The following is a 25,329-nucleotide window of genomic DNA, read 5'->3' as shown; positions in this document are numbered from 1 at the left end:
TCGCATTCGAGTGGTCTCCAGAACTAGACGCAATGAGCGGCTGGAAAGTTGCTAGCTCAACGGTGCTGTCGTCTGCCAGAGCGTGTAGGACCAGAGTGAGTCCGGGTCCAGGTTGGCTGAGGTATAGACCACAGTCAGTTCGGACTCGTTCGGGAGGGTGCCGTAGACCGTGCGGAGGAAACCCGGGTTGTGGGTCCGCGGCTTGCCGGTCCGGGCGCTGGTGATCGTGCTCTCGACTGTCCAGCCGACACCGGGAGTGCCCCAGAAGCCGGCGCCGGAGATGCTCGCGATCTCCACGTGGTCGGAGATGTAGTCCGGCTGCGAACCACTCGGGTACGGATGGCCTTCGCGAACCATGTAGAAGCGGTCGCGCGGTGGCGAATAGACGAGGTCGAAGTTGTTCAGGCCGGTGTCGGATCCGACCATCGGAAGCACGCGCTCGAACTGGACGACCGGCGTACCGGATCCGAAGCTCACCTGGGCGGCCTTGCCGACATTCCCACTCGGCAGGCCCTGGGTCCAGGCGAGGACGACGGTCCCCTGCACCGCGTCGATCGTCGTCGCGGTCGGCTGCCCCGCACCCCACTCGCTGGTGTTGCTGCCGGGGAACTGGATGACGGGGTTCGGCAGCTTCACCCACGGCCCGTCGAGATTGTGGGCGACCGCGACCCCGATCGCGTTGTGCGCCGAGGCGTCCACGTCGTTGCCGAGATAGAACATCGCGTAGCTGTAGGTCTGGCCGTTGAACGGCACATTGACCCGTACGACGCTCGGGTCGCAGTTGTGGAAGTGGTCCCAGCCGGCGCCGGTCCCGGTCAGCACGGAAGTCGACGTACCGCCGAGCTTGGTCAGGAAGATGTCGTCGCGAATCGTGTTCGCGGCCTTGCTGTGGCAGCTGTAGATGCGGGTCGGACTGCCCGCCACGACGCTCGGCGCGTACGCGTAACCGCGGCCTTGGACGTCACTGGCGGCGTACAGGCGGATGGGCGCGGACCAACCGCCGACGGCAGCGTGGGCGGCGGAGAGCGGGAGCAGGGTCAGGACGGTGAGTACGGCGGCGATTCGGCGGACCATCAGAGCCTCCGGGGTTCGAGCCAAGGGCGGGAACAACCACAGGACCGGCGGATCACCAGTCCCACCTCGAGTACGGCGTGCAGCGGCGGAGCGTCGTGCGCGGTCAACTGGCGGACCGCGAGGTCGGCCATCTGGGTGATCGGCTGCTGGACGGTGGTCAGCGAGGGGACGGCGTACGCCGAGGCGGCGGAACCGTCGAACGTGGCGATGGCGAGCTCATCAGGTACCGAGATTCCTTCGTCGGCGGCCGCGCGTAACAACCCGATGGCCTGCCGATCCGAGGCGGCGAAGATCGCCTGCGGTCGCGTGTCACCAGCGAGCAGTTGGAGTCCGCCGACGTACCCGCCATCGACCGTGAACGGCTGATGCACGAAGGCCCCCTCCTCCGCCGCGCCGAGCGAGGTGAGCGCATGCTGCCACCCGTCGCGCCGAGCATCAGCCACCTCGTCGAGGTCAGGACCGCCGATCATCGCGATCCGCTCATACCCATGCCCGACCAGATGCATGGTCGCGGCCACCGCACCACCGAAGTTGTCCACCCCGATCGATGAGTCATCCGGCGGGGCGGCCCCCAGGAACACCCGACGAGTCCCCGCCCGCTCCAGCATCCGAGCAGCCGTGATCGGCGCCTGCGAGATGATCACCACCCCATCGATCCGCCGCTCCAAAAACGTCTCCAGCAACGCCAACTCGGTCTGCGCATCCCCCTCCGAGTTGGCCAGCAACACAGTCCGCCCAGCCGCCCGAGCCGCATGCTCAACCGCTCTCGCCAGCTCGGCGAAGAACTCGTTCGCGATATCCGGAACGATCAGCCCCAACGTCATAGTCGACCCACCGACCAACGCCCGAGCCACCCCGTCCGGCCGATACCCCGTCTGCTCGATAGCCGCCAGCACCCGCTGCCGAGTCCCCTCCGCCACCGGCCGCGGCCCCCCGTTCACCACATAACTGACCACAGCCATGGACGTCCCCGCCGCCCGAGCCACATCAGCCTGCGTAACCCTCGCCACCCCACCACCCCTCATCTATACGTATAGATACCGCCCACCCCGCCCCCCACCAACCCCTTCGACCACCCCCGAAACCCCACCGAAAACCGGACACCGCCCCCGGCGGCTCCTCGTGCGGGCCCAGCCGATCCGCCGAGCGACAGGACGTATACGACTGCTACACCTCCCCGCCCGCCGGCGGTGGGTGTGGGGGCCGGTCCGGTGGGCTTATACGTCCTGTTCTTCGGAGGATGCGACCACCTCGTTCGGGGGTCACCGGGTGTCTGGCAGGCTGTGCTTATGACGAACGTGACCCACGCCTGGGGCTTTGGCCTTGCGACTGTTACTGCCGGCGGGACTGTGCTGGATGTCTGGTATCCGGCGCCGGAGCTGGGTGAGCGGCCGGAGGATGTGAAGGCGCCGGCGGAGTTGGTGGCGGCGGAGGGGAACGACGAGCTGCGTGAGGTACGGCGTGAGGTCGTGAGCACGCAGATCGTGCTGGAGGAGGCGCCGAGTGGGACTGCGGATGCCTACCTTCGGCTGCACCTGTTGTCGCATCGGTTGGTGCGGCCGCATGGGTTGAATCTGGACGGGATTTTCGGTGCGCTGCCGAACAACGCGTGGACGTCGGCCGGGCCGGTGCCGGTCGAGGAGATCGAGCATGTGCGGCTGCGGGCGCGGGCGGCTGGGCAGCACCTGAGCGTGACGAGTGTGGACAAGTTCCCGCGGATGACGGACTACGTCGTACCGAGTGGGGTTCGGATTGGGGACGCGGACCGGGTGCGGCTGGGTGCGCATCTGGCCGAGGGCACGACCGTCATGCACGAGGGGTTCGTGAACTTCAACGCGGGCACCCTCGGTACGTCGATGGTCGAGGGCCGGATCGTCGCAGGTGTCGTGGTTGACGACGGCAGTGACATCGGGGCCGGCGCGTCGATCATGGGCACGTTGTCGGGTGGCGGGAAGCAGGTCGTGTCGATCGGCAAGCGGTGCCTGCTCGGCGCCAACGGTGGTACCGGGATCTCGCTCGGCGACGACTGCGTGGTCGAGGCGGGGCTCTACGTGACGGCCGGGACCAAGGTCACGCTGCCGGACGGCACGGTGGTCAAGGCTCGCGACCTGTCCGGTCAGCCTGGGCTGCTGTTCCTGCGCAACTCGGTCACCGGCGCGGTCGAGGCTCGGCCGCGCAAGGGCGAGGGCATCACCCTCAACGAGGCCCTTCACGCGAACGCGTGATCATTGACCCTGCACGCTTTCGCGTGAGAATTAGGTACAGACGCCAACGCGTGAATCGCGCCAACCGCTGGGCGCGTTCAAGCGTCAACCACATCGTGATCTACTCCCCGGAACCAGGCCGCCGCTCCCGCACGTTGGGAGCGGTATGCCGATGAAACGAGGTGTGCTCGTCGCCTTGGGGTCCATTGGGGCGCTCAGCCTCGTCATCGGCGGAGCTGTGGCCTGGGTCGGCGGGAAGGACCTCGGTCCGCTGCTGCCTCCGCCGGAGCAGTGCGAGGCCACCGTCAACGGCGCCACCGTCCAGCTCGACATCGAGCAGGCGGAGTCGGCCGCGATCATCGCAGGCGTCGCCGTACGGCGTGGGCTGCCGGGACGCGCGGTCACGATCGCGCTCGCCACGGCGTACCAGGAGTCCGGCCTGCGCAACCTCAAGCACGGCGACCGGGATTCGCTGGGCCTGTTCCAGCAGCGGCCGTCGCAGGGTTGGGGTACGACGAAGCAGGTGCAGGATCCGCACTACGCATCCGGCAAGTTCTACGACGCCCTGGTGAAGATCAAGAACTACCAGAAGCTCCCGATCACCGTCGCGGCCGACCGCGTCCAGCGCAGCGCCTTCCCGAACGCGTATGCCGACCACGAGGGCGATGCCCGGGTCCTCGCCTCCGCGCTGACCGGCAACTCGAAGGCCGTCTTCAGCTGCACGGTCAACCCGGACGAGGTACCGGTCCAGACCGTGGGCAAGAACGGGCTGACGCCCCGCGCGGACGCCGTACGGCGGGATCTGCTGGCAACGTTCGGCCGGGTCTCCACCGGTGGTTATGCGCCGGGCGGGATCCAGTCCGGGCACATGGAGGGCTCAGCCCACTACGAGGGCCGCGCGGTCGACGTGTTCGTCCGGCCGATCACAGCCGCCAACACGACCAAGGGCTGGGCCATGGCGCAGTACCTGGTCGCTCGCGCCAAGGTGCTGAACATCCGGACGGTCATCTTCAGCGACAAGATCTGGACCGCCGGCGGCCGCTCGGACAGCGGCTGGCGCGACTACACCCCACCATCCCGCTCCGGCGACGAAAAGATCCTCCGGCACCTCGACCACGTCCACGTCGACGTCCTCGACAACTGACCTGAAGACTGTCTGAAGGTTCCCGCTCACCCTGTGTACATGGAACAACAGGGGGTAAGGCACCGGCCGAACATCGCGTTCAACCTGGCCGGACTCGTACTGATCGTGGCAGGCATCGGCCTGACCATCTACGGCCTCGTCGCGGCCGTCGGAGTCGTCCAGAGCTTCGACGCGTTCCGTGGCGACGGTCCGCCGGTGCACGTGGCCGACGGAATGGCGACGGCGTTCTGGGGAATCGTGGTCTTCACCATCGGGCGCTATCTATGGCGTGGCGCCCGGACGCGCGGCGCGGCCGATCGGTTTGGGCGGCTGCTGCTCGTGATCGCCTACGTGATGCTCGGCATCGGCCTGGATGGCGGCGTGCATGCCGCGACCGGGATCTGGACGCAATCGTCCGACTCGGCCGAGGAGGCGATGATCCGCACGCTCGTGACCGTTGCGGTGTGGGGCCTTCCGGCCTCCTTGATCGGCTGGTTCGGGACCAAGCTCGCGAACGAGAAGATCCTGGCCACGGCCGAGGTCAAGGTGGGCTGACGGGGGTGGGGTAGCTGGTACCCCACCCCCGTGCCTCAGTGCTTGTTACTCGTCGTGTTCCTGCGGGGGCAGGGCGGCGATGAAGGCGTGGTCCTTGTCGATCTTGCCCATCTTGGACGCGCCACCGGGCGAGCCCAGGTCGGTGAAGAAGTCGACGTTCGCGGTGTAGTAGTCCTTCCACTGCTCCGGAGTGTCGTCCTCGTAGTAGATGGCTTCGACCGGACAGACCGGCTCGCACGCTCCGCAGTCCACGCACTCGTCGGGGTGGATGTACAGCATCCGGTTGCCCTCGTAGATGCAGTCCACGGGGCACTCCTCGACACACGCGAGGTCCTTCAGGTCAACACACGGCTGCGCGATGACGTAGGTCACTGCTACTCCTCCTATGGCAGGCAAGCGCAGCGGTGGGGCTCCGGGTTGCTGCGATGCGGTGGTGCAAGAGTCTCTAGTATCACGGTAATACTCTGCCCACTCTGCCAGGAGTCCGGATCGTGTCAGGCCTTGGTACTCGTGATATCGGACACCGTGTGGTCGTCCGGCATCGAATTAAGGGTGGCCTAACCGACGTCATCGGCGTACTCGAGGACCGTCGGGAGGGTCAGCTGGTGGTCCGGCATGCCGACAGCAGCCGGCACGAGATCGAGCTCTCGGCGATCACGGCGGCCAAACCGATCCCGGAGATGCCGCTGCGCCCGGTCGACGTCGAGCAGCTCTTCCTGACGACCGCGCTGGGCCGGCCGGCGGCCGAAACGGTGTACCTGGGCGAGTGGTTGCTGCGGGCATCCTCCGGCTGGACGGGTCGCGGCAACTCGCTGCTCCCGGCCGGCAACCCCGGGATGCCGCTCACCGAGGCGCTCAAGCGCGCTGAGGCCTTCTACGTCGAGCGCGGCCTACCGCCCCAGGCCCACATCCGCCTCGGCAGCCAGGCCGCCACGGACATCCAGGAGCTCGGCTGGATCGACGCCCACCCCGACCGCTCCGACGTACTGGTCATGCACACCACGCTCGACCACGTGAACGCACTCCCGCCGTACGACGTCCAGCTCGCCGAGCACCCCGACAAGGCCTGGTACGGCGTCGCCTTCGACGGACCGGTTCCCGCCCCAGCGCCAGTTGTGCTCGAAGGTGCCCCCAAGGCCGTCTTCGCCACGATCGAGGTCGACGGCGAACCGGTGGCGGTCGGCCGGGGCGCGATGACCGGTCACTGGCTCGGAATCGACGCTCTCCGGGTCGAACCGGCTCACCGCGGGCAGGGGATGGCAGCAGCCGTCGTACAGGGCCTCGCGCGCTGGGCTGGGCCGCAGGGCGGTCGCCGGACCTATCTGGAGGTCCTGGAGAGCAATCTGCCCGCTGTGACCGCCTACCAGCGGCTCGGGTACGTCGAGGCGTATCGGTACCGCTATCTCAGGAGCCCAGCCCAGTAGGCTCTGCCGGTATGGCGGATCACGTGGTGGAGCGCCCTGAGTACCCGGGCGATTTCGAAGGCACCGTGCAGGTCGAGTACACGCCGCACCCGGATGACGGGGTGGCGGATCCGGGTGAGGTCGTCTGGACCTGGGTCCCGTTCGAGGAGGACCACCAGCGCGGGAAGGACCGGCCGGTCCTCGTGGTCGGTTCCGACGGGCAGTACCTGCTCGCGCTGATCCTGACCAGCAAGGACCACGACCGCGACGCCGCCGACGAGGCCCGCTGGGGCCGGGTCTGGATGGACGTCGGCAAGGGCGCCTGGGACCGTGAAGGCCGTGCCAGCGAGGTCCGGCTGGACCGGGTGCTACGCGTCGATCCGGCCCAAGTACGGCGAGAGGGTGCGGTGATCAGCGAGGACCTGTTCAACCAGGTCGCTGCCGAACTTCACACTCTCCATCGCAGCTGATCAGCTGGGCTTGCGCGGCGGCGTGGTCTGCGTGTTCTGCGGGCCACCCGGGGGCGGGGTCTCTGTCCCGGGCTTCGGTTCGCAGCGGATGTCGTCGGCCGCGTTGTAGTGCGTGGTGAACTGCTCGGTCTTCTGCCGTACGCCGTTCTTCGCGAAGTACCGGAAGATCGTGATGTCGAAACCGGCGGTCGGCGCCTGCGGCCGGCAGCCCGGCTCGGTGTTGTAGACCAGGCCGGGGGCGCGGTGGTTCGACTTGCCCGACGCGCCGGCGGTGATCTGCCAGACCTTGGTACCCCAGATCTTGACCGTGATCCGGCCCTGGCTGCCGGGCTTGGACGCGGTGAAGATGGTCTGGATGTAGATGCCGTTCCCGGAGTCGTTGAGGAACTTCAGGTCCACCGACGGCCACGCGACGGTCGCCTCGCGGCCGATCGGGTAGCGGGTGATGTAGACGCTGTGTGCCTTGTGCTCGACATCCTTGAGCCCGGCGAAGAAGGCCGCGTTGAAGGTCGTGGTCGCCGACTGGGAGACCCCGCCGCCGAGGTCCAGGACGAACTTGCCGCCGCTGATGATGTTGCCCTCGGTGAAGCCGTTCTCCTTGGTCCGCTCGCCGACGATCTTGTTCAGGCTGAACATCTCGTTCGGCTTCAGCAGCGTGCCGTTGATCTTGCGGGCCGCGGTGCCGATGTTCGTGTTGCGGTACGGCGCGTGCGGGAACTGGGTGGTGAACTCGCCCATCACCTCTTTGATGCCGAGCGCCTGCACCTGCTCGGTGGTCACCTTCGCCTTGGTGCTCGCCAGGCCGACCGCGGCCTTGCGCTCACCGGCCGGCTTCGACAGCACCGAGATGATCGCCGGGACCACCTTGGTGCGGTCGACGACCATGCCGTCGACGGCCGGTACGACGGTCGGCTTACCGCCCGCGATCTCGAAGGTCGCGTCCTTCGGCAGCGTCTCCAGGGCCTTGAACCGCTTCTGGAACAGCGGCTCCAGCTGCTTGCCGCTCAGCGTCGGAGTGACGACACCGTCCTTGACCGTGAAGGTCAGCGCCGGCGCGAACTCGGACGGGTTGAGCGAGACCGACTTGTCGCCGACGGTCAGCTTGATCGGCGCGGCCACGGCCGGCTCGGCGTAGTCCGTGATGGCCTTGCTGATCGCGTCGGACCCGGCCTGCGGCTTGGTCACCTGCACCGGCAGGTCCGCCGCGGTGGCGCCGTTCGGGTAGGCCGCGACGACGACGTCGGCGGCCTTCGCGGTGTCCAGCTCGAGCCCCTCGGCGGGCTTGTGCGAGACCGGCTTGAGGCCGTCGAAGGTGATCGAGCCCTCGGTCGCCGGGCGGTTGACCTGCTTGGCGAGCTTCTCGACCGCGGCCTGGAACTTCGCGTCGTCCTTGGTCACCACCGGCTCGACCGCGGAACCGCCGGTCAGGGCGCGCCAGATCCGGGCAGGCGCCAGGCTGCGCCCGGCTCCGGCCTGGGCAATGGTCGCCTCGTAGTCCAGGCCGAGCCCGGCCTCGGCCGGGTTCACCGTGTACGCCGTCGCGGAGTCGCCGGCCTTGAACTTGATCGGCTGGGTCAGGCGATCCTTCAGCCCGGCCTCGAGCTTGGTCTTGGCGTCGGACTGCGACAACCCGCCGAGCGGGATGCCGAGCACGGTGGTGTCACCGGGAATCTTGTCTCCGGCGAACGCGAAGGCGGCGCCGTACCCCACGACGAACACACCTAGTCCTGCCGCGGCAATGATCCCCGCGAGCTGCTTCTTCCCCACCGGACTAAGTCCTCCTGCTCAAGGCGTGGTCAGGCTGTGCCCGCTCGGAACACAAGGGCACATCTTACGGGACGGGGCAGGCCTTCCCGACCTTTGGGGCAGGCCCCACCTGCCTCAAAAGTCCCTCGCGGGGCACTATCGCCACGCTCAGCGTCCGGGCAGCTCCCGATAGTGACTGGCGTGGTGGATCAGCGCACCGCGCCCGTCGGTCTCGCCGAGGCCCAGACTGAGCACCTCGCCGACCACGATCGTGTGGTCACCGCCCTCGTAGGTCGCCCAGGTCCGGCACTCCAGCCACGACAGCGAACCCGTGATCACCGGGCAGCCGGACTTCGGGCCGGCCTCGGTGGCGACCCCGTCGAACTGGCTGTACAGATCCCGCCCCGACCGCGCGAACCGCGCGGCCAGCGGCTGCTGGTCCGCGGCCAGCACCGAGATGGCCCAATAGCCGCAGTCGAGGACGGCGTCGTGCATCCGGACGCCCTTGTCGACGCAGACCAGCACCAGCGGCGGGTCCAGCGACACCGAAGTGAACGCGTTCGCCGTCATCGCATGGGCCACGCCGTCCTGCAGCGTGCTCATGATCAGGATGCCGGCCGCGAACTGGCCCAGTGCCGCCCGGAACTCCTCGGGCGGCACGATCCCACTGGGCTCGGGCGTCGACACCTCAGCAGCCTATGCCCGGCTCATGAATAAGGTCTGAGGTACTCGCATGTGTGAACAGTCACTCCAGGCCGGCGAACAGGTCGTCCTCGACGCCCTTCGGACCAGGGGCGGCCGTGCCCTTGACCAGGCGGTAGCCCTCGTCACCGAAGATCGAGCTGCCGTTGTTGTTCGACAGGGCGAAGAACGGGCCGTCCACGGTGATCTGGGTGGCATGCGCCTTCATCGCGTTCATCTTGCGGTCCAGATACTGGCCCCCGTCGATGATCGCGTCGATGAACCGGTCCGGGGTGATCATCGGCGGCATCGGACCCTCCGGGTCCATCCCCTCGAACGTCGTGGTGTCTCCGGCCGCGCGGAGCTGCCGCAGGCTCTCCCGCATCGCCGACTCGACGATCGCGGTCCAGTAGATCTTCGGGATGTCCCAGGCCGGGCCGAGATCCTCCCGGTACGACGGGGCGCCGGCCAGCGCGGCGGCGTACATGGCGACGCGGTGTGCCTTGATGTGGTCCGGGTGGCCGTAGTTCCCGTACTCGTCGTAGGTGACGAGGACCTGCGGGCGGATCTCCCGGATCACCGGGATCAGTTCGTTCGCCGCGGCCAGCAGGTCGGCCTGCCAGAAGCTGTCCTCGCGGGTGTCCGGCGGGACGTCGGCATTGCCCTCTTCGTTGTAGATCATCCCGGTGTCGCGGTACTTGCCGGGGCCACCGAGGAAGCGGTGGTCGGTGACGCCGAGCTCGGCCATCGCGGCGTCCAGTTCGGTGATCCGGTGTGGTCCCAGCTGGTCGGTCTGGTCAGCGGCCAGATGGGACAGATCCGGAACGAGCACCTCCCCCTCTTCACCGAGGGTGCAGGTGATCAGCGTGACGTGGGCACCTTCGTCCACGTACCGCGCCATGGTTGCGCCGTTGTTGATGGTCTCGTCGTCCGGGTGGGCGTGCACCAGCAACAGCCGTCGCTGTGCTGTTTGCGTCGGGGGGAGCTCAGCCATGCTCAAACACTACGTCGCAGCCCCGACAGTTATTCCCGTCAGTTACTTCCGATCAGCCGAAGCGGCGAACCAGCAGGCACCCCGCCTGGAACCGGGACTTGGCGCCCAGTCCGACTACCAGTGCGCTGACCTCGGCCCGGACGGTCCGCAGGGACAGCCCGAGCTCCCGAGCGATCGCGGCGTCCTTCGTCCCGGTGGACAGCATCCGCCCGATCGCGATCTGACGGCTGGTCAGCTCCTTGACCGCCGCCGGCGTCTGCCGCCGGGACCCCAGTTCGTAGATCTCGCAGACATCCTCCGTGACGACGTCTTCCCTCCGGACGGAAGGGACGACCTGATACACCGACATTCCTCACTCCTCCCCAGTAGCTTGCAGAAGGATTCTCGCGGTCGGTGTAGACCACTCACCAGGTACAACCCATACAAACGACCCATACAGTTGCGGTCGGGGCCGTTTTCTCAGCGTGATCCGACGCCTCCGGAACGTCGTCTGCGGAACGATGTGACTTCCGCCACTACAGCTGGTCGCGCAGCGCCCTGACGAACGGTCGATCTGGTACCAGCCAGTCCGCCTCGACCAGTTCGGCGGCCGCGAACCACCGCAGTTCGGCGTGCTCCCGCCGTACCGGCTCGCCGGTCACGATGGTCGCTCGGTAGACGTGCAGCCGGTACTTGTCGGAGATGTCCACCGCCGGTCCGAGCGAGGCGCCGATCTCGACCTCGAGGTCCAACTCCTCCCGCAACTCCCGGACCCCGGCCTGCGCCTCGGTCTCCCCCGGCTCGACCTTGCCGCCCGGGAACTCCCAACCGCCCTCGGGACCCGGCCGGTACGCCGCCAGCACCTGCTCGCCGCGGACAACGGCCACTCCCACAACAATCTGCACAGGACAACTCTGTCAGACCTGTAACGAAAAACCGTCGGTGGCGTACGGCACGATGAGCCGTATGCCGTTGCAGAACAGGGTTCTTCCCACCCAGGAGATCGTGGCCGAGGACGGCCGCGGCCTGCTGATGGGCAACCGCGGCACCCTGCACAGCCCCGATCGCCGCCTCGGTACGACCCGCTGGCGCTCGAAGGCGTGGATCTGCTGCGTCCTTGACTGGAAGGGAGTTCAGCGCGATCCGATGCCGCCCGGACGCTGGACCGCCTTGTTCTTCTTCGACGAAGCCGTCGCGCTCGCAGCCGGTCATAGACCTTGTCATTACTGCCGACGCAGAGACTTCCTGCGGTACGCCGGGGCTTGGGCGCAGGGACACGCGCTCGACGAGCGCCCACGCGCGCCCGCGATGGACGCCGTACTGCACAGTCAACGCGTCGAGCCGCGCACGCGTCGGCAACGGACCGCCGTACAGGCGCTGGCCGACCTCCCGGACGGCGCAATGATCCGGTACGACGGCCGTCCGGCGCTGGTGCTGGGCGGGCAGGTGCTGCCATGGTCGTGGCAGGGCTACGAAAACGCGCGCCGACCGCCGGGTCTGATCGAGGTCGAGGTGTTGACCCCGGCGGCGAATCTCGTTGTGCTGAAGGCCGGATTCACTCCATTACTCCACTCGTCGGCCGTCGGCAACTGAGGCAACCCTAAGTAGAAACACGCCGTACCGAGAGGTCTTCCGTTGCATGCCCGGGCGCGGCAAAGTGTGCCCATACTGACAGCTACAACACCATCACTGGAGTCGGCATGGGTGAAGGCAACAGCGGCGTTGCCGCAGTCGTCCGCGCGCTCGAAGCACTACATGCGGCCGTCGGAAAGCTCAGTCAGGAATACGGAGACACCCTCGGCGTCCGCCGACTCGTGTCCGACGTGGCCCGGCTGAGCGACGATCTGGCTGAGCTCGGCCCTCCCGACCCGAAGCACAGACCCGGACCGGTTCCGGAGGACCTCGAGGAGATTCCCGACGTGGAGTATGACGCGTCCATGTGGACAGACGCGGAGCACGAAGGCTTCGGCGCACCTGATCGGCGTGCACCCTGATGGCACATGGAGTTGATTCTGCAGGGCGTGCACAGGTTGGACTGAAGACCGCGAGAACCGATCGCTGGTGGCTGGCGCCGCTGCGGATCGGGGTGATCCTGGGCTTCTTCATCGTCTACGCGACGATCCGGATCTTCATGAACAAGTGGTACTGGGTGGATGCGCACCACTACCTGACCCCGCTGTACTCGCCGTGTGTCACCGAGTCGTGTGTACCGGGGTCGAGTCACCTGGGCACCTGGTTCCCGAAGTTCCCGGTCTTCATCCCGTTCAGCATCATCACGTTCGCCGTACTGGCCGGCTTCCGGGGCACCTGCTACTACTACCGCAAGGCGGGTTACCGGTCGCTGTTCTTCGCGCCGGCCGCGTGCGCGGTGCCCGAGCCGCACAAGAAGTACACCGGTGAGAGCAAGTTCCCGCTGATCGCGCTGAACCTGCACCGCTACTTCTTCTACGGCGCGCTGGTCTTCGGCATCCTCAACGTCTACGACGGCGTCCTCGCCTTCCACGGCAAGGACGGCGGCTTCGGGATCGGCCTGGGCACGCTGATCATCTGGATCAACCTGGTGATGCTCTGGCTGTACACGCTGTCCTGCCACGCCTGCCGGCACATCGTCGGCGGCCGGCTGAAGAACTTCTCCAAGCACCCGCTGCGGTACCGGTACTGGACCTTCGTGTCCAAGCTGAACCCGAAGCACGGCACGTTCGCGATGGCGTCGCTGTTCACCGTGATCCTGACCGACTTCTACATCATGGCGCTGTCGGCCGGCTGGTTCTCCGACCTGCGCTTCTTGAACTGAGGATCTGCGAGATATGACTGAGCTGGAACGACACACCTACGACGTCGTCGTGATCGGGGCCGGCGGCGCCGGTCTGCGCGCGGCGATCGAGGCCCGCGAGCAGGGCAAGCGCACCGCGATCGTGTGCAAGTCGCTGTTCGGCAAGGCCCACACCGTGATGGCCGAGGGCGGCTGCGCGGCCGCGATGGGCAACGCGAACTCCAACGACAACTGGAAGACGCACTACGTCGACACCATGCGTGGCGGCAAGTTCCTGAACAACTGGCGGATGGCCGAACTGCACGCGCAGGAAGCCCCCGACCGGGTCTGGGAGCTGGAGACGTACGGCGCCCTGTTCGACCGGACCCCGGACGGCAAGATCAGCCAGCGCAACTTCGGCGGTCACACCTACCCGCGGCTCGCGCACGTCGGCGACCGGACCGGCCTGGAGCTGATCCGCACCCTGCAGCAGAAGATCGTCTCGCTGCAGCAGGAGGACTTCGAAGCCACCGGCGACTACGAGGCCAACCTCAAGGTGTACGCCGAGTGCACGGTCACCGAGTTGCTCAAGGACGGCGACGCGATCTCGGGTGCCTTCGGGTACTGGCGCGAATCCGGCCGCTTCATCCTGTTCGACGCCCCCGCGGTCATCCTGGCCACCGGCGGCGTAGGCAAGTCGTTCAAGGTCACCTCGAACTCGTGGGAGTACACCGGTGACGGTCACGCCCTCGCGATGCGGGCCGGCGCGACGCTGATCAACATGGAGTTCATCCAGTTCCACCCGACCGGCATGGTCTGGCCGCCGTCGGTGAAGGGGATCCTGGTCACCGAGTCGGTCCGCGGCGACGGCGGCGTACTGAAGAACTCCGAAGGCAAGCGGTTCATGTTCGACTACGTGCCGGACGTGTTCCGCGCGCAGTACGCAGAAACCGAAGAAGAGGCCGACCGCTGGTACAAGGACGCCGACAACAACCGGCGCCCACCGGAACTGCTCCCCCGCGACGAGGTCGCCCGCGCGATCAACTCCGAGGTCAAGGCCGGCCGCGGTACCCCGCACGGCGGTGTCTTCCTGGACGTCTCCTCGCGGCTGCCCGCCGAGGAGATCCAGCGCCGGCTGCCATCGATGTACCACCAGTTCAAGGAACTGGCCGACGTCGACATCACCGCGGAGCCGATGGAGGTCGGCCCGACCTGTCACTACGTGATGGGCGGCGTCGAGGTCGAGCCGGACACCGCGCAGTCCTCGGTCAAGGGCCTGTACGCCGCCGGCGAAGTAGCAGGCGGCATGCACGGTTCCAACCGCCTCGGCGGCAACTCCCTGTCCGACCTGCTCGTCTTCGGCCGCCGCGCCGGAGCCGGTGCGGCGATGTATGTCGAGTCGCTCGGCACGGACCGGCCGCAGATCGCCGAGGCCGATATCGACGCTGCCGCGGCCGAGGCACTGGCGCCGTTCGAGCTCGAGGGCGGGGAGAACCCGTACACGATCCACCAGGAACTCCAGCAGTCGATGAACGACCTGGTCGGCATCATCCGCAAGGCCGACGAGATCGAGCAGGCACTGGGCCGGCTGGCCGAGTTCCGCGGCCGGATCGCGAAGATGACGGTCGAGGGCCACCGGCAGTTCAACCCCGGCTGGCACCTCGCCCTGGACCTCCGCAACATGCTGACCGTGTCCGAGTGCGTCGCCAAGGCCGCCCTCCTGCGCGAGGAGTCCCGCGGCGGTCACACCCGCGACGACTTCCCCGGCATGAACGCCGAGTGGCGCAAGCTGCTCCTGGTCTGCTCACTGCAGAGCGACGGCGACGGGGTCACCGTGGTCAAGAAGGACCAGATCCCGATGCGCGACGACCTGCTGGAACTGTTCGAGCGCGACGAGTTGAAGAAGTACCTCACCGAAGAGGAGCTCCCTCGTGACTGAGCGAAGCGAAGGCACCAATATGCACAGCGAGTTCCACTCATTGGCGCCCGCAGCGAAGCGAGGACGACGATGAGTTACCAGGCCAAGTTCCGCGTCTGGCGTGGGGACGCCGACGGCGGTGAGCTGAAGGACTACGAGGTCGAGGTGAACGAGGGCGAGGTCGTCCTCGACGTCATCCACCGCCTGCAGGCCACCCAGACCCCCGACATGGCGGTCCGCTGGAACTGCAAGGCCGGCAAATGCGGCTCCTGCAGCGCCGAGATCAACGGCATGCCGAAGCTGATGTGCATGTGCCGGATGAACACCTTCGAGGAAGGGGAGACCGTCACGGTCACCCCGATGCGGACCTTCCCGGTGATCAAGGACCTCGTCACCGACGTCTCCTTCAACTACCAGAAGGCCCGCGAGATCCCCGCCTTCAAACCGCCCGCCGACGTCAAGCCCGGCGAGTACCGCATGCAGCAGGTAGACGTCGAACGCTCACAAGAGTTCCGCAAGTGCATCGAATGCTTCCTCTGCCAAGACACCTGTCACGTCATCCGTGACCACGAGGAGAACAAGGAAGCCTTCTCCGGCCCCCGCTTCCTGATGCGCATCGCCGAACTCGACATGCACCCCCTCGACGCCGCCGACCGCCAGCACGCCGCCCAAGAACAACACGGCCTCGGCTACTGCAACATCACCAAGTGCTGCACCGAAGTCTGCCCCGAACACATCAAGATCACCGACAACGCCCTCATCCCCATGAAGGAACGAGTAGCCGACCGCAAGTACGACCCCATCGTCTGGCTAGGCAACAAAATCCGCCGCCGAGTCTGACGCTTGATCTTTGAACTGCGCCCGATCGCTTCCCTGCGGTCGGGCGCAGTTCTTGTTGTTGTCCCCCCCGCTCCAGCCCGCTCCTACGTCGCGCGCAACGCGGCTAGCTGCAAGGCGGTTGTGGGGGGTGCGGGCGCGGCGGACATCGACCGGCCGGAGGTTGTCGCGTGGTCGGCCGTCGTTGCGGGCCGGCGGTTGTCGCGGGGTCTGCCGTCGGCAACGACACGTAGTAGTCGACTTCGAGGCCCTCCCGGTCGACCCGCCAAGCGTGACCTGCCCAGGCAGAAGCACACACTACGTGTCCTTACCGACGTTCCACCCACAAGTCCGCCTGCTCGCCTGCCGCCTGAATGTTGTCGGTCCACTCCCGCGCGGACGGCGGACCTGCAGCACTCCACAACTGCGCTTGTGGCCTGGGCTCAGGCGTGGAGACCGACACAGCAGGCAATTGTTGTGGCCCGTAGGTTCGCGTTCCTCCCGACAGTTCGGAGGCAGGCTGCGCCGAATTGGAAGTCGGACTCACAGAGCAGAACCCCGGCGGTTTGGCCTGCTCCGAGGAGCTACCAGGGACCGTTCCGGGGTCTTGGCTTGCAAGTCTAACAAGTACGCGGGATCGCCGGACTCTTCAAACCTGCTGCGAAGCGCGCCGCCAAACAGATCCGCCCGCAGGACAACTCTCCCGCCACCCCGTGCGCGCCGGAACGGGTCGACCGCGCGTTAACGCGCATGAGGTGTCGGCGGGGTGGGGTTTGGGTGGCGGGCGGACCGCTGCCACTCATCAAGTGTCTGGGAGGGGTGATTTCGGGTGGTGGGTGAGCGTGGGCGGATGAGGACGTGAGGGGTTAGTGAGTGGGGGCGGTCCGCCCTCAGCCGTGAGGAGGTGTCGCGACCGGACAACCGACGAGGGGCGCGGGCGCGGCGGCGAACACGTGAGCGACAAGCTGGCACGCATGGGCGACAAGCCCGCACGCATGGGCGATAACCCCAGCACGCGCGGCAGCGCGCAGAAACCTCACTCCCCATCACCACAGGCACGGCGCCCGATCCGCGCTCGCCCCGGAGCACTCGCCGCGCGATGAGCGCGCACGACGGGTGGGTGGGAGAGCGCGGGGAGGGAGCGGAGCGATCGAGCCGGAGGCGCGGGGACGCGGGCGATGAGCCCGCATACCGTGCGCGGCAGCGCACGAAGGCGCGGTGGTGCACAAGGGGCCGGCCCGGGATGGGGTCACCCGTGTGGGTGAATCGGGGTGCGGGGTGGACGGCCTAGGGTTCGGATATGGATGTTGCGATCGCTGGGTTGTTCAGCCTGGTTGTGTTCATGGTGATTTTCATTCCGGTGGCGCAGCGGTTGTTGGGGGTGCGGTTCGGGCTGGTGCGGTTGGGGTTGGCGGCGGCTTTGACGTTGTCGACGTTCAGTCCTCTTGCCAATGCGTTGGTGGGGCCGCCGCCGTTCAAAGGGTCTAGTGCGGCGGCTTTGGCGTTCGTGGGGTTGACGACGTTGTGTGCGACGTTGTGTGGGCTGGTGTTTCTGGTGCTGGCGGAGGCGTTGGTACCGACGGGGTCGTTGCCGCGGGCCCGGGATCTGCGGCGGGATGTGGCGGGGCGGATCGCGCGGACGCGCCGGTATCTGCAGATTTTGCGAATCGCGATCAAGCACGGACTGGGACCGTATCTGCGCGGCCGCCGACGCCCCAGCCGGGAGAACGCAGCAGGACAGGCGGAGTTGGCGCGGTCGCTAAGACTGGCGCTCGACGATGCCGGGGTTACGTTCGTGAAGCTCGGGCAGGTGTTGTCGACGCGGAGCGACATCATCCCGCTCTCGGTCGCCAACGAGTTGAGTCGCCTGCAGGATCAGGTGTCGCCGGCTCCGTGGGCGGAGATTGAGCAGGTGTTGACGGAGGAGCTCGGTGCGCCGCCGAACCAGGTGTACGACGACTTTGTCATCGAACCGCTCGCCGCGGCCAGCGTCGCCCAGGTCTATGCGGCAAGCCTGAATAGCGAGCGGGTCGTGGTGAAGGTCCAGCGCCCCGGTATCGCGAGTGTCGTCGACCGCGATCTCGATATCGTACGGCGGCTCGCGCGGCTGCTGGAGCGGAACACGGACTGGGGTCGCTCGATGGGCGTCCGGGCACTGGCGGACGGGTTCGCGGAGGCGATGCGGGAGGAGCTCGACTTCACCGTCGAAGCGAACAACATGGCGTCGGTCGCGGCAGGTCGATCAGTTGCTGCCAGCAACGACATCGTGGTGCCAACACTCCATCAGCGCCTGTCGACCCAGCGTGTCCTCACCATGCAACGGCTGGACGGGGTCGGTCTCGGCAACGCCGCACCGACGATCGCCGAACGCGGTCTGGACGCCGTTCAGCTCGGCCGCAGTCTGTTCGACTGTCTGCTCGGCCAGGTCGCGATCGACGGGGTCTTCCACGCCGACCCGCACCCCGGCAACTTCCTGTTGCTCGCGGACGGCCGCATCGGGATGCTCGACCTCGGTTCGGTCGGCCGGCTCGACCCGGCGACTCGCGAGGCGCTGCAGCGGTTCCTGCTCGCCATCGACCACGGGGACCCGGTCGGCGCCACCGACGCGCTGCTCGAGATCGTCGATCGCCCCGATGTCATCGACGAACGCGGTCTGGAGCGCGCAGTCGGGCAGTTCATGACGCGGCATCTGACCGGTGCGGTGTCGATCGGTCCGGCGATGTTCAACGACCTCTTCAAGATCATCACGTCACACGAACTCGGGGTTCCGCCTGAGGTCGCGGCGGTGTTCCGGGCGCTGGCCACGATCGAGGGCACGATCAGCCGGATCTCCCCCGGGTTCGATCTGGTCGGGGCCTCGCGACAGTTCGCCTCCGCACACGTCACCGACCGGCTGACCCCGGAGGCACTTCGCCGTACGGCGACCGAGGAGCTGGCCTCGATCCTGCCAATGCTGCGTCGTCTCCCACGACGCATCGACCGGATCGCCGCCGCGGCCGAGAGCGGCCGACTCGGCCTGAACGTCCGCCTGCTCGCCGACGAACGCGACCGCCAGCACCTGACCGGCCTGTTGCATCAGGTCCTGCTCGCCGTCCTCGGCGCAACCGCCGGCCTGATGGCCGTGCTCCTCCTCGGCATCGACGGCGGCCCGCGGGTCAGCGCAAGCATCACCCTCTACCAACTGTTCGCCTACAACCTCCTGGTGATCTGCGCGGTCCTGGTGCTCCGGGTCCTCGTCCTCATCTTCCGCATCCCCGAGAAAACAGGTGTGCGGTAAAAGTTCAGCTGTGCCAAAATAACCGCCATGGCTACCTACGTCCTCGTCCACGGTTCGGGCAGCAACTCGTTCCTCTGGACGTCGGTCCAGCGCGAACTCGCGCTCCGCGGACTCCCGTCGTACGCGGCCGATCTCCCCGGCCACGGCCTCGACGCGCAGTACCCGGCCGCCTACCAAGCCCCGCAGGACCTGGACGCCTGGGCGACCGAACCATCCACGCTCGCCACGGTCACCCTGCAGGACAACGTCGACAGCCTGCTCCCCGCGGTACGACGCTTGGCCACAAACGGACCGGTCATTCTGGTCGGCGCCAGCCTCGGCGGTGTCACGATCACCGCCTTGGCCAACCAGGCACCGGAGCTCGTCAGCCACCTCGTGTACATCTCCGCCTGGGCCCCGGTGTCGAAGCCGAACCCGATCGAGTACATGGGCGAACCGGAGTTCGCCGAGAGCCTCATCCCGACCGTGGCCGGCTTGTCGGTCGGCGATCCCGCCATAGTCGGCGCCGGCCGGGCCAACTACCGCACGGCCGATAAGGCGCTCCTCGAAGCGCTGAAGGCAGCCACCATGGCCGAGGCGACCGACGCGCAGTTCCTTGCCCTGCTCAACATTCTGCAGCCGGACGAGTCGCTGCAGGTGATGATGGGCGACGCTCGCGCCGAGGCTGCGACCTGGGGCACGGTCCCACGCACGTTCGTCCGGCTCACCGCGGATCGCTCGCTCCCGATCGCCCTGCAGGACCGGCTGATCCGCGAGGGCAACGAACTCACCCCGGACAACCAGTACGCCGTACAGTCGCTCGACGCGAGCCATGTCGGCTGGATCCACCAGCCGGACCGGATCGCGGACATCCTGGCCGGAGTTGACCTCAAGTCCGCTTGAACTCCCAGGATGACGGGATGACCGACGCCGCGACGACGACCCCCGCCCCGAAACTGCTGAGCGGCCCCCACCTGCCGCTCGCGCTCGGGGTGATCGGCCTGGTCACCCTGAGCGCCCTGGAAAACCGCGCAGTCGGTACGGCGTTGCCGACGATGGTGCGCGAATTCGACGCGCTCGGCAGTTTCGGCGTGGCCAACGCGGCTCCGAACGCGAGTTTCGTGTTCGCCCTCGCGGTCGCCGGGCTCTGGTCGGATCGGCACGGACCGACCCGGACACTGCGGCTCGGGGCGATCGTGTTCGGGCTGGCCCAGTTGCTGATCGGGTTCGCGGTGGCGATGCCGATGGTGATCGCCGGCCGGGTACTGAGCGGGATCGCGGAAGGTCTGCTCGATGTCTCGCTGCTCGTTCTGGTCGCCCGCACACTGCCCGCCGCACTGCGGCCGCGGATGATGTCGCTGATCTCGGCGATGTGGGTGCTGCCGTCGATCTTCGGGCCTCTGCTGACCGGAGTGATCACCGAGCAGTTCGGTTGGCGATGGGTGTTCCTGGGTGCCGTCGTCCTGCTGATCCCGACCTGGTTGCTACTGCAGCCCGCGATCCGGCAGTCGCAGAACAGCCCCGAGCCCGAGCGCACGGCCGAGCACGTCGCAGAACTGGCTGCCTGGCGTACGGCGTTGCCGTGGGCGGCCGCGATCTCGGTCGCGCTGTTCACGTTGACGCTGACCGGTGACCACCTCGGCGACCATCGCGTCATCGGCGGCACGGTGATCGCCGTCGCGCTCGTCGTACTGGCGGTTGCAGCTGTCCGGGTGATGCCGCGTGGGGCGTTCGTTGCCGAGCGTGGATTCCCGGCGGTGGTCGCGATGCGCGGGCTCGTCGGTGCCGGCTTCACCGGCGTCGGTGTCTACCTGCCGCTGCTGCTCACCCTGCAACACCACTTCAGCCCGGCGCGGGCCGGCGTGAGCTTGTCGGTCACCGGGGTGTTCTGGGCGCTGGGCTCGTGGCTGCAGGGACGCGAGCACAGCTTCCAACGCGTCACCGTACTGCGGACTGGTCTCGCGCTGATGACCGTCGGAATCGCGATCACTTCGTTGCTGGCCTGGACCGACGCGACCGTCTGGTTCGGACTGACCGGCTGGGCGATCGCGGGGATCGGTATGGGCCTCAGCTCGTCGAGTCTCTCGGTACTGATGCTCGACCTGTCCGACGCCGGGAACTCCGGCCGCAACGCGAGTGCCGCCCAGATGGCTTCGGTGATGAGCATCGCGACCGCAGTCTCCGTCACCGGCACCTTGCTGGCACTCAACGCCGCCGACCCACGACCCTGGGTCTTCGGCGTGATCACCAGCTCAGGCGCCGTACTGACTGCTCTCGCGCTCCTCTGTGCCGGGCGGGTGCGCAAGAAGGTCTAGAGTGACGGACATGGCTGAGCTGCTGACGGACGACCAGATCGATCTCGCGCTCCGCGACCTGATCCCGCTGTGGAAGGCCGTGGACAAGACGCTGGTGCGGACCGTCGAGCGGGACACCTTCCTGGACGGCATCCGCCTGGTCGCCACCGTCGCGCAACTGGCCGAGGCCACCGGACACCACCCGGACATCGACATCCGCTACAAGAAGATCACCTTCCGCGTCACCAGCCACGATGCCGGCGGTATCACCGAGGACGACCTCGTCCTCGCGCACCACATCGACACCGCGGCCGAATAGATCCGTCAGCGGGGCCAGGATTCAGCCGCGACGGCTCCCGAACGCGGATCCCAACTGCTGCCGCCCTCGAGCGGGTCGAGGTGCCGGAACCAGCGGAGTGTTGAGCCGGCGTCGAGTGTGCGGAGGGTCGCCCAGGGGCTGGTGAAGCCGGCGCGGAGCGATGTAGCGAGCTGCCATCCCCCGTCATCAATGACGCTGCCGGAGTTCGGGTGGAAGCTGCCTTGCCCGCTCCAGGTGTCGGTGTACTGGTACCAACGCAGCACGCCTGATGGGGCAGCCGCGTAGATGATTCCGCCGGCGGCGGCCAAGGCGTGCAGGTCGCTCCAGCCGTCGTCGATGATCCGGCCGGATCCGTCGGCCCACGATGCCGCGCCGCCGGACGGATCGGTGTGGCGGTACCACCGCAGATTCCCGGCGTCGTCGACCGCGAAGAAGATCCCGCTGCCTGCGTAGGCGACCTTGGTCATCGTCTGCCAGCCCGAGCCGATGACGGCTCCCGACCCTGCGGCCCATTGGCCGTCGCCGGTGCTTGGGGCGGAGTAGGAGTGCCAGCGCAGTGCGCCGGAGGCGTCGATCGTGTAGATCGCGATGTTGTCGGCGAAGAGGTGGACCAGGTCGGTCCAACCGGTGGCGATGACCTTGGGTGCCGACCACACGGTGCTGCCGTCGGCGCGCAGGATGTCGAACTTGTTCCAGGTCAGCTCACCGGTGTCGCGCAAGCCGTACAGAGCGCCGAAGCCGCTCAACCCGCCGCTGTCGCCAGCCGCCTCGAACGCGGTAGCGACCCTCGCGTCGGGCCCCGGTACGGCGGCGGTCGCGCCCCCTGCCGCGATTGCGGACGTGGCGTTGACGAGCCCAGCAGCGGTGAGCGCCGTACCGGCTGCCAGTGCTCCGAACTGCCGCCGGGAGATCGGTATCTTCGACATTTCGCCTCCAAATCTCGGATTTCGATCATCATCCGCCGAGTCCACGCCGCCCGGAACCCTTTCCACCGTGTCCAAAGGCTGTCCGGTAAGTCGGTGGCCAGTTGTGGATCGGATACCGTTGCCGAGTGACGACTGCTGACGAGTACCGGCTGCTGGGTTTCTCCGACGAGGACCGGCAGGACGCCGAGAAATTCGTCGCGGATCCGGCCGCGGTCGCGGACCTCGTCACCCAGTTGCGGGCCGGGGTCGGCCTGCAGGGGACGGAACCGCAGCTCCGGATGCCGGAGGACACGCGCAACACCGTCGCGGCGTTGCTGGAGACCATCCCGGAGATCCGGAAGTACCACGCCGAGCGCGGGATCCCGGACGACATCAGCTGGGCGACACTCGCTGATCTCGGTCAGCAACTGCAGGTCAGCCGGCGAACGCACGGTGAGTACGGCCTGGCCACGCACTGGTGGATGACGATCCACTGGGCCGGGCAGATCTACGCACTCGGCCGGTTGCAGTACATGCTCTACCAAGTCACCGAGGACAAGCCGGTACCCGGAACCGAGCCGGGCGACTGGGTCGTCGGCGTCCACATCCCTGAGTCCGGTCCGCTCCCGCCCGAGCTCGTCGACGCGAGTTTCGCGCAGGCCCGCGACTTCTTCCCGCGGTACTTCCCGGAGTACCCGATCAAGACCATGACTCTGCACTCGTGGCTGCTCGACCCTTACCTGCTCGACAACCTTCCACCTGAGTCGAATATGGTCCGCTTCGGCCGACGGTTCACGCCGTACGGAACTCCTGTCGACAGCCAGGACAGCGCGATCTTCTTCACGTTCCGCAGCCACGACCTCGGCCGCTTGGACGAGTTCCCGCAGGACACCAGCCTGCAGCGGCTCGTCGTCGGTCGGATCAAACAGGGCGGCACCTGGCAGAACGCGAGCGGCTACACCGAGTTCTAGCTACGGCGCCCGCTCGGCACACCGGCGTACTTGGCGAGCCAGCCGGCCAGCTCGATGTTGCTCACGCACCGTACGTCGGGCTGCTTGCAGGTCTCCTTGACGAACGCCGTCAGCGCGTCGGAGTAGACGCTGTTGTTCCAGCGGTTGAAGTGGTTACCGAGGAACAGCGGCGGGTTGCCCTTCGCCCGCGACCGCGCAAGCTGCTGCCGGTACGTCGCCAGTACCTGTGCGCGTAGTTGCGGCACCTGCGCAACCGGTGCCTTCTTGGCCTTGGTCTGCGCGTACCAGAGGTTGTAATCCATCGTCAGCGTGTTCTTGGTCGTCCCCGCGAGCCTGACGTCCTGCAGCGGGAAGTCCCACAGCCCGTCGACCTTCTTCGGCCACCGCAGATACCCGGTCGCAGAGGCGTCGTACACCATGCCGCGATAGCCCATCGCCCGCCGGTACGCCGCTCTGTTGCCCTCCAGGCACGGGGTTCGCATCCCCTTGACCGTAGCCGGGTCGAATGGCGGTGCGACTGTTTTGCCGGCCGCGAGTCCGGGGCCGGTGCGAACCATCTGGTCGAAGGCGTTCAGTTCGGCGGTCCACTGCGCGGTGGTCCACTCGCCGACACCCTTCAGACCACAGAAGTGACCGTTCACGTGGGTACCGATCTCGTGGCCTTCGGCGATCGCGTCGTGCAGGATCGTCGTCCGCGCCAGCACGCTGGCCGGCGTACTCCAGCCGATGTCGGAGGCACCGGGGCGTTTGAACGGCGGCTTGTAGTCGGTGCGGTGGTCGGCCGGGTACAGGTAGGGGCCCGACAGGAAGAACGTCATTCGGGCGTCGACCTGGTGGGCCACGGTCCGCCAGTGGTGCCAGAGCGCGAGATCACCGGCACCGTCGAACGAGATGACCACGAACAGCGGCGGCTTGCCGTTGGCGAGCCGGGCCGGGAAGTTCCGGGTCACCGGGGCCGCGGCCACTCCCTGCGGCCCGGTCGGCTTCGGGGTGCTGCTAGGCGTGGGGGTCGGGGTGGGCGTCGCGGTCGGCGTACTGGGCTCTACCGACGGTTGGCCGTTCGGCTGCGTGCCGGGCTCGATGTCGGCACATCCGACCAGCACCGCCGCGACAACCACCGCGGCGGCAAGGAGGTGCACCCCAGGCCTCACCACGCCTCTACTGACGCACGGAGTACGTCGGAGGTTGGCCCGGGACACGCAACTACACGGAAACCCGGCCGGGGATCGTTAGACCGCTGTGATCTTCGCCGCGCGGCGCCGGTTCGCGATCCGGCGCGAGGTCTCGATCACGAAGCCGATCACGAAGGCCATCCCGAGACTGAAGCCGAGCGCCTTGAGCGAGTCGTGCTCGAACGCGTCACCGCCGAGGTAGCCGATCAGAGCGACGTACGTGTAGGCGATCGTCACGCCCGCGAAGGTGAAGATGACGAACTTCTTGAACGAGTACCGGGTCGCGCCTGCGGTCAGCGTCGCGACCATCCGGGCGCCGGGGATGTAGCGCACCGTCACCAGGATCAGGCCGCCGCGCGAATGCAACGCTCGGGAGACCTTGTCGTACAGCCGTTGCCGTCGCTCCTGGCGCTTCATCCAGCGGTGCAGTCGAGGGCCGGAACCGCGGCCCATGAAGTAGCAGGCCGTCTCACCGATGACGGATCCGACCATCGCGACCACGATGACGAGCAGCAGGTTCTGGTGACCGGCGGCCGCGGCCATGCCCGCGGTGACGACCATGCCCTCACTCGGGATGATCGGGAAGACGGCGTCGACCGCAGCGGCCAGGAAGAGGACCAGCAGCAGCCAATGCGAGGCCATGGCCAAGCCCAACAACTCTCGGGCAAGGTCCAGGATCTCCGTCACCCGGCCCAGG

General features: G+C 67.4%; 26 protein-coding genes. 15 read left to right on the top strand and 11 right to left on the bottom strand.

What is annotated here, in order from left to right; all coding sequences use genetic code 11:
* Positions 1-51: 51 nt before the first annotated feature.
* Both ACFTSF_RS17570 and ACFTSF_RS17565 read right to left on the bottom strand, forming a co-directional pair.
* Positions 52-1,074 (bottom strand): hypothetical protein, encoded by a 1,023-nt coding sequence (locus ACFTSF_RS17570; protein WP_380154731.1) that lies wholly within the window; start codon positions 1,072-1,074, stop codon positions 52-54.
* The gene (locus tag ACFTSF_RS17565; RefSeq protein ID WP_380154730.1) at positions 1,074-2,099 is read right to left on the bottom strand and encodes a LacI family DNA-binding transcriptional regulator; all 1,026 of its coding nucleotides are present in this window, start codon (positions 2,097-2,099) and stop codon (positions 1,074-1,076) included. The genes ACFTSF_RS17570 and ACFTSF_RS17565 overlap by 1 nt, the downstream gene beginning before the upstream one ends.
* 264 nt (positions 2,100-2,363) lie before the next feature.
* Here ACFTSF_RS17565 and dapD point away from each other — a divergent pair, with 264 nt between their 5' ends.
* From dapD to ACFTSF_RS17550, 3 genes are all read left to right on the top strand, one after another.
* Entirely contained in the window at positions 2,364-3,299 is a 936-nt protein-coding gene (gene dapD / locus ACFTSF_RS17560; protein WP_380154729.1) for a 2,3,4,5-tetrahydropyridine-2,6-dicarboxylate N-succinyltransferase, read from the top strand.
* A 151-nt stretch (positions 3,300-3,450) separates the two neighbouring features.
* Positions 3,451-4,422, top strand: coding sequence for a hypothetical protein (locus ACFTSF_RS17555; RefSeq protein ID WP_380154728.1), 972 nt, complete (start codon positions 3,451-3,453; stop codon positions 4,420-4,422).
* Between the two features lie 39 nt (positions 4,423-4,461).
* Positions 4,462-4,956, top strand: a complete 495-nt coding sequence (locus ACFTSF_RS17550) for a hypothetical protein (RefSeq protein WP_380154727.1) — start codon at positions 4,462-4,464, stop codon at positions 4,954-4,956.
* Between the two features lie 45 nt (positions 4,957-5,001).
* Here ACFTSF_RS17550 and fdxA read toward each other — a convergent pair whose 3' ends face one another.
* Positions 5,002-5,328, bottom strand: coding sequence for a ferredoxin (gene fdxA, locus ACFTSF_RS17545; protein ID WP_171676019.1), 327 nt, complete (start codon positions 5,326-5,328; stop codon positions 5,002-5,004).
* A 155-nt stretch (positions 5,329-5,483) separates the two neighbouring features.
* Here fdxA and ACFTSF_RS17540 point away from each other — a divergent pair, with 155 nt between their 5' ends.
* Positions 5,484-6,380: a GNAT family N-acetyltransferase gene (locus ACFTSF_RS17540; RefSeq protein ID WP_380154726.1), complete on the top strand. Its 897-nt coding sequence runs from the start codon at positions 5,484-5,486 to the stop codon at positions 6,378-6,380.
* 11 nt (positions 6,381-6,391) lie between these two features.
* Positions 6,392-6,829 carry a type II toxin-antitoxin system PemK/MazF family toxin gene (locus tag ACFTSF_RS17535; protein ID WP_380154725.1) on the top strand — a complete coding sequence of 146 codons (438 nt, stop codon included), beginning with the start codon at positions 6,392-6,394 and terminating at the stop codon, positions 6,827-6,829.
* Here the strand turns inward: ACFTSF_RS17535 and ACFTSF_RS17530 are convergent, their stop codons facing one another.
* From ACFTSF_RS17530 to ACFTSF_RS17510, 5 genes are all read right to left on the bottom strand, one after another.
* Positions 6,830-8,596, bottom strand: a complete 1,767-nt coding sequence (locus ACFTSF_RS17530) for a VanW family protein (RefSeq protein WP_380154724.1) — start codon at positions 8,594-8,596, stop codon at positions 6,830-6,832.
* A gap of 147 nt (positions 8,597-8,743) precedes the next feature.
* Positions 8,744-9,262, bottom strand: coding sequence for a flavin reductase family protein (locus ACFTSF_RS17525; protein WP_344151799.1), 519 nt, complete (start codon positions 9,260-9,262; stop codon positions 8,744-8,746).
* Between the two features lie 58 nt (positions 9,263-9,320).
* Positions 9,321-10,250 carry an N-acetyl-1-D-myo-inositol-2-amino-2-deoxy-alpha-D-glucopyranoside deacetylase gene (mshB, locus tag ACFTSF_RS17520; RefSeq protein WP_380154723.1) on the bottom strand — a complete coding sequence of 310 codons (930 nt, stop codon included), beginning with the start codon at positions 10,248-10,250 and terminating at the stop codon, positions 9,321-9,323.
* A gap of 52 nt (positions 10,251-10,302) precedes the next feature.
* On the bottom strand, positions 10,303-10,599 hold the full coding sequence (locus tag ACFTSF_RS17515; protein WP_344151793.1) for a LuxR C-terminal-related transcriptional regulator: 297 nt from the start codon (positions 10,597-10,599) through the stop codon (positions 10,303-10,305).
* Positions 10,600-10,765: 166 nt separating this feature from the next.
* Positions 10,766-11,134: a (deoxy)nucleoside triphosphate pyrophosphohydrolase gene (locus ACFTSF_RS17510; protein ID WP_380154722.1), complete on the bottom strand. Its 369-nt coding sequence runs from the start codon at positions 11,132-11,134 to the stop codon at positions 10,766-10,768.
* 61 nt (positions 11,135-11,195) lie between these two features.
* On the opposite strand from ACFTSF_RS17510, the gene ACFTSF_RS17505 reads away from it, so the two are divergent.
* The 9 genes from ACFTSF_RS17505 to ACFTSF_RS17465 all read left to right on the top strand — a co-directional run bounded on the left by ACFTSF_RS17505 (position 11,196) and on the right by ACFTSF_RS17465 (position 21,584).
* Positions 11,196-11,822, top strand: coding sequence for a hypothetical protein (locus ACFTSF_RS17505; protein WP_380154721.1), 627 nt, complete (start codon positions 11,196-11,198; stop codon positions 11,820-11,822).
* 107 nt (positions 11,823-11,929) lie between these two features.
* On the top strand, positions 11,930-12,223 hold the full coding sequence (locus ACFTSF_RS17500) for a hypothetical protein (RefSeq protein WP_380154720.1): 294 nt from the start codon (positions 11,930-11,932) through the stop codon (positions 12,221-12,223).
* Positions 12,223-13,023: a hypothetical protein gene (locus ACFTSF_RS17495; protein WP_380154719.1), complete on the top strand. Its 801-nt coding sequence runs from the start codon at positions 12,223-12,225 to the stop codon at positions 13,021-13,023. The genes ACFTSF_RS17500 and ACFTSF_RS17495 overlap by 1 nt, the downstream gene beginning before the upstream one ends.
* A 13-nt stretch (positions 13,024-13,036) precedes the next feature.
* Positions 13,037-14,920 carry a fumarate reductase/succinate dehydrogenase flavoprotein subunit gene (locus ACFTSF_RS17490; RefSeq protein WP_380154718.1) on the top strand — a complete coding sequence of 628 codons (1,884 nt, stop codon included), beginning with the start codon at positions 13,037-13,039 and terminating at the stop codon, positions 14,918-14,920.
* 69 nt (positions 14,921-14,989) lie between these two features.
* The gene (locus tag ACFTSF_RS17485) at positions 14,990-15,739 is read left to right on the top strand and encodes a succinate dehydrogenase/fumarate reductase iron-sulfur subunit (protein WP_380154717.1); all 750 of its coding nucleotides are present in this window, start codon (positions 14,990-14,992) and stop codon (positions 15,737-15,739) included.
* Positions 15,740-17,015: 1,276 nt separating this feature from the next.
* Positions 17,016-18,992, top strand: coding sequence for an ABC1 kinase family protein (locus ACFTSF_RS17480; RefSeq protein WP_380154716.1), 1,977 nt, complete (start codon positions 17,016-17,018; stop codon positions 18,990-18,992).
* A 27-nt stretch (positions 18,993-19,019) separates the two neighbouring features.
* Positions 19,020-19,874 carry an alpha/beta hydrolase gene (locus tag ACFTSF_RS17475; RefSeq protein ID WP_380154715.1) on the top strand — a complete coding sequence of 285 codons (855 nt, stop codon included), beginning with the start codon at positions 19,020-19,022 and terminating at the stop codon, positions 19,872-19,874.
* Between the two features lie 17 nt (positions 19,875-19,891).
* On the top strand, positions 19,892-21,286 hold the full coding sequence (locus tag ACFTSF_RS17470; protein ID WP_380154714.1) for an MFS transporter: 1,395 nt from the start codon (positions 19,892-19,894) through the stop codon (positions 21,284-21,286).
* Positions 21,287-21,296: 10 nt separating this feature from the next.
* Complete coding sequence (locus ACFTSF_RS17465; RefSeq protein ID WP_344151766.1) at positions 21,297-21,584, top strand: 4a-hydroxytetrahydrobiopterin dehydratase; 288 nt, start codon at positions 21,297-21,299, stop codon at positions 21,582-21,584.
* A 5-nt stretch (positions 21,585-21,589) separates the two neighbouring features.
* Here the strand turns inward: ACFTSF_RS17465 and ACFTSF_RS17460 are convergent, their stop codons facing one another.
* On the bottom strand, positions 21,590-22,510 hold the full coding sequence (locus ACFTSF_RS17460) for a tachylectin-related carbohydrate-binding protein (protein WP_380154713.1): 921 nt from the start codon (positions 22,508-22,510) through the stop codon (positions 21,590-21,592).
* A 125-nt stretch (positions 22,511-22,635) separates the two neighbouring features.
* Between ACFTSF_RS17460 and ACFTSF_RS17455 the strand changes: the two genes are divergently transcribed.
* Positions 22,636-23,460: an acyltransferase domain-containing protein gene (locus tag ACFTSF_RS17455; protein WP_380154712.1), complete on the top strand. Its 825-nt coding sequence runs from the start codon at positions 22,636-22,638 to the stop codon at positions 23,458-23,460.
* On the opposite strand, the gene ACFTSF_RS17450 is transcribed toward ACFTSF_RS17455, so the two are convergent.
* Both ACFTSF_RS17450 and ACFTSF_RS17445 read right to left on the bottom strand, forming a co-directional pair.
* Positions 23,457-24,599, bottom strand: a complete 1,143-nt coding sequence (locus ACFTSF_RS17450) for a hypothetical protein (RefSeq protein WP_380154711.1) — start codon at positions 24,597-24,599, stop codon at positions 23,457-23,459. The genes ACFTSF_RS17455 and ACFTSF_RS17450 overlap by 4 nt on opposite strands.
* A 90-nt stretch (positions 24,600-24,689) precedes the next feature.
* A complete protein-coding gene (locus ACFTSF_RS17445; protein WP_344151755.1) occupies positions 24,690-25,319 on the bottom strand; it encodes a DedA family protein in 630 nt (209 codons plus the stop codon).
* Between the last annotated feature and the right edge of the window lie 10 nt (positions 25,320-25,329).

The sequence above is a fragment of the Kribbella sp. NPDC056951 genome (assembly GCF_042674205.1).
GTDB classification, from domain to species: Bacteria; Actinomycetota; Actinomycetes; order Propionibacteriales; family Kribbellaceae; genus Kribbella; species Kribbella yunnanensis.
This window is presented reverse-complemented; position numbering and strand designations above follow the sequence as displayed.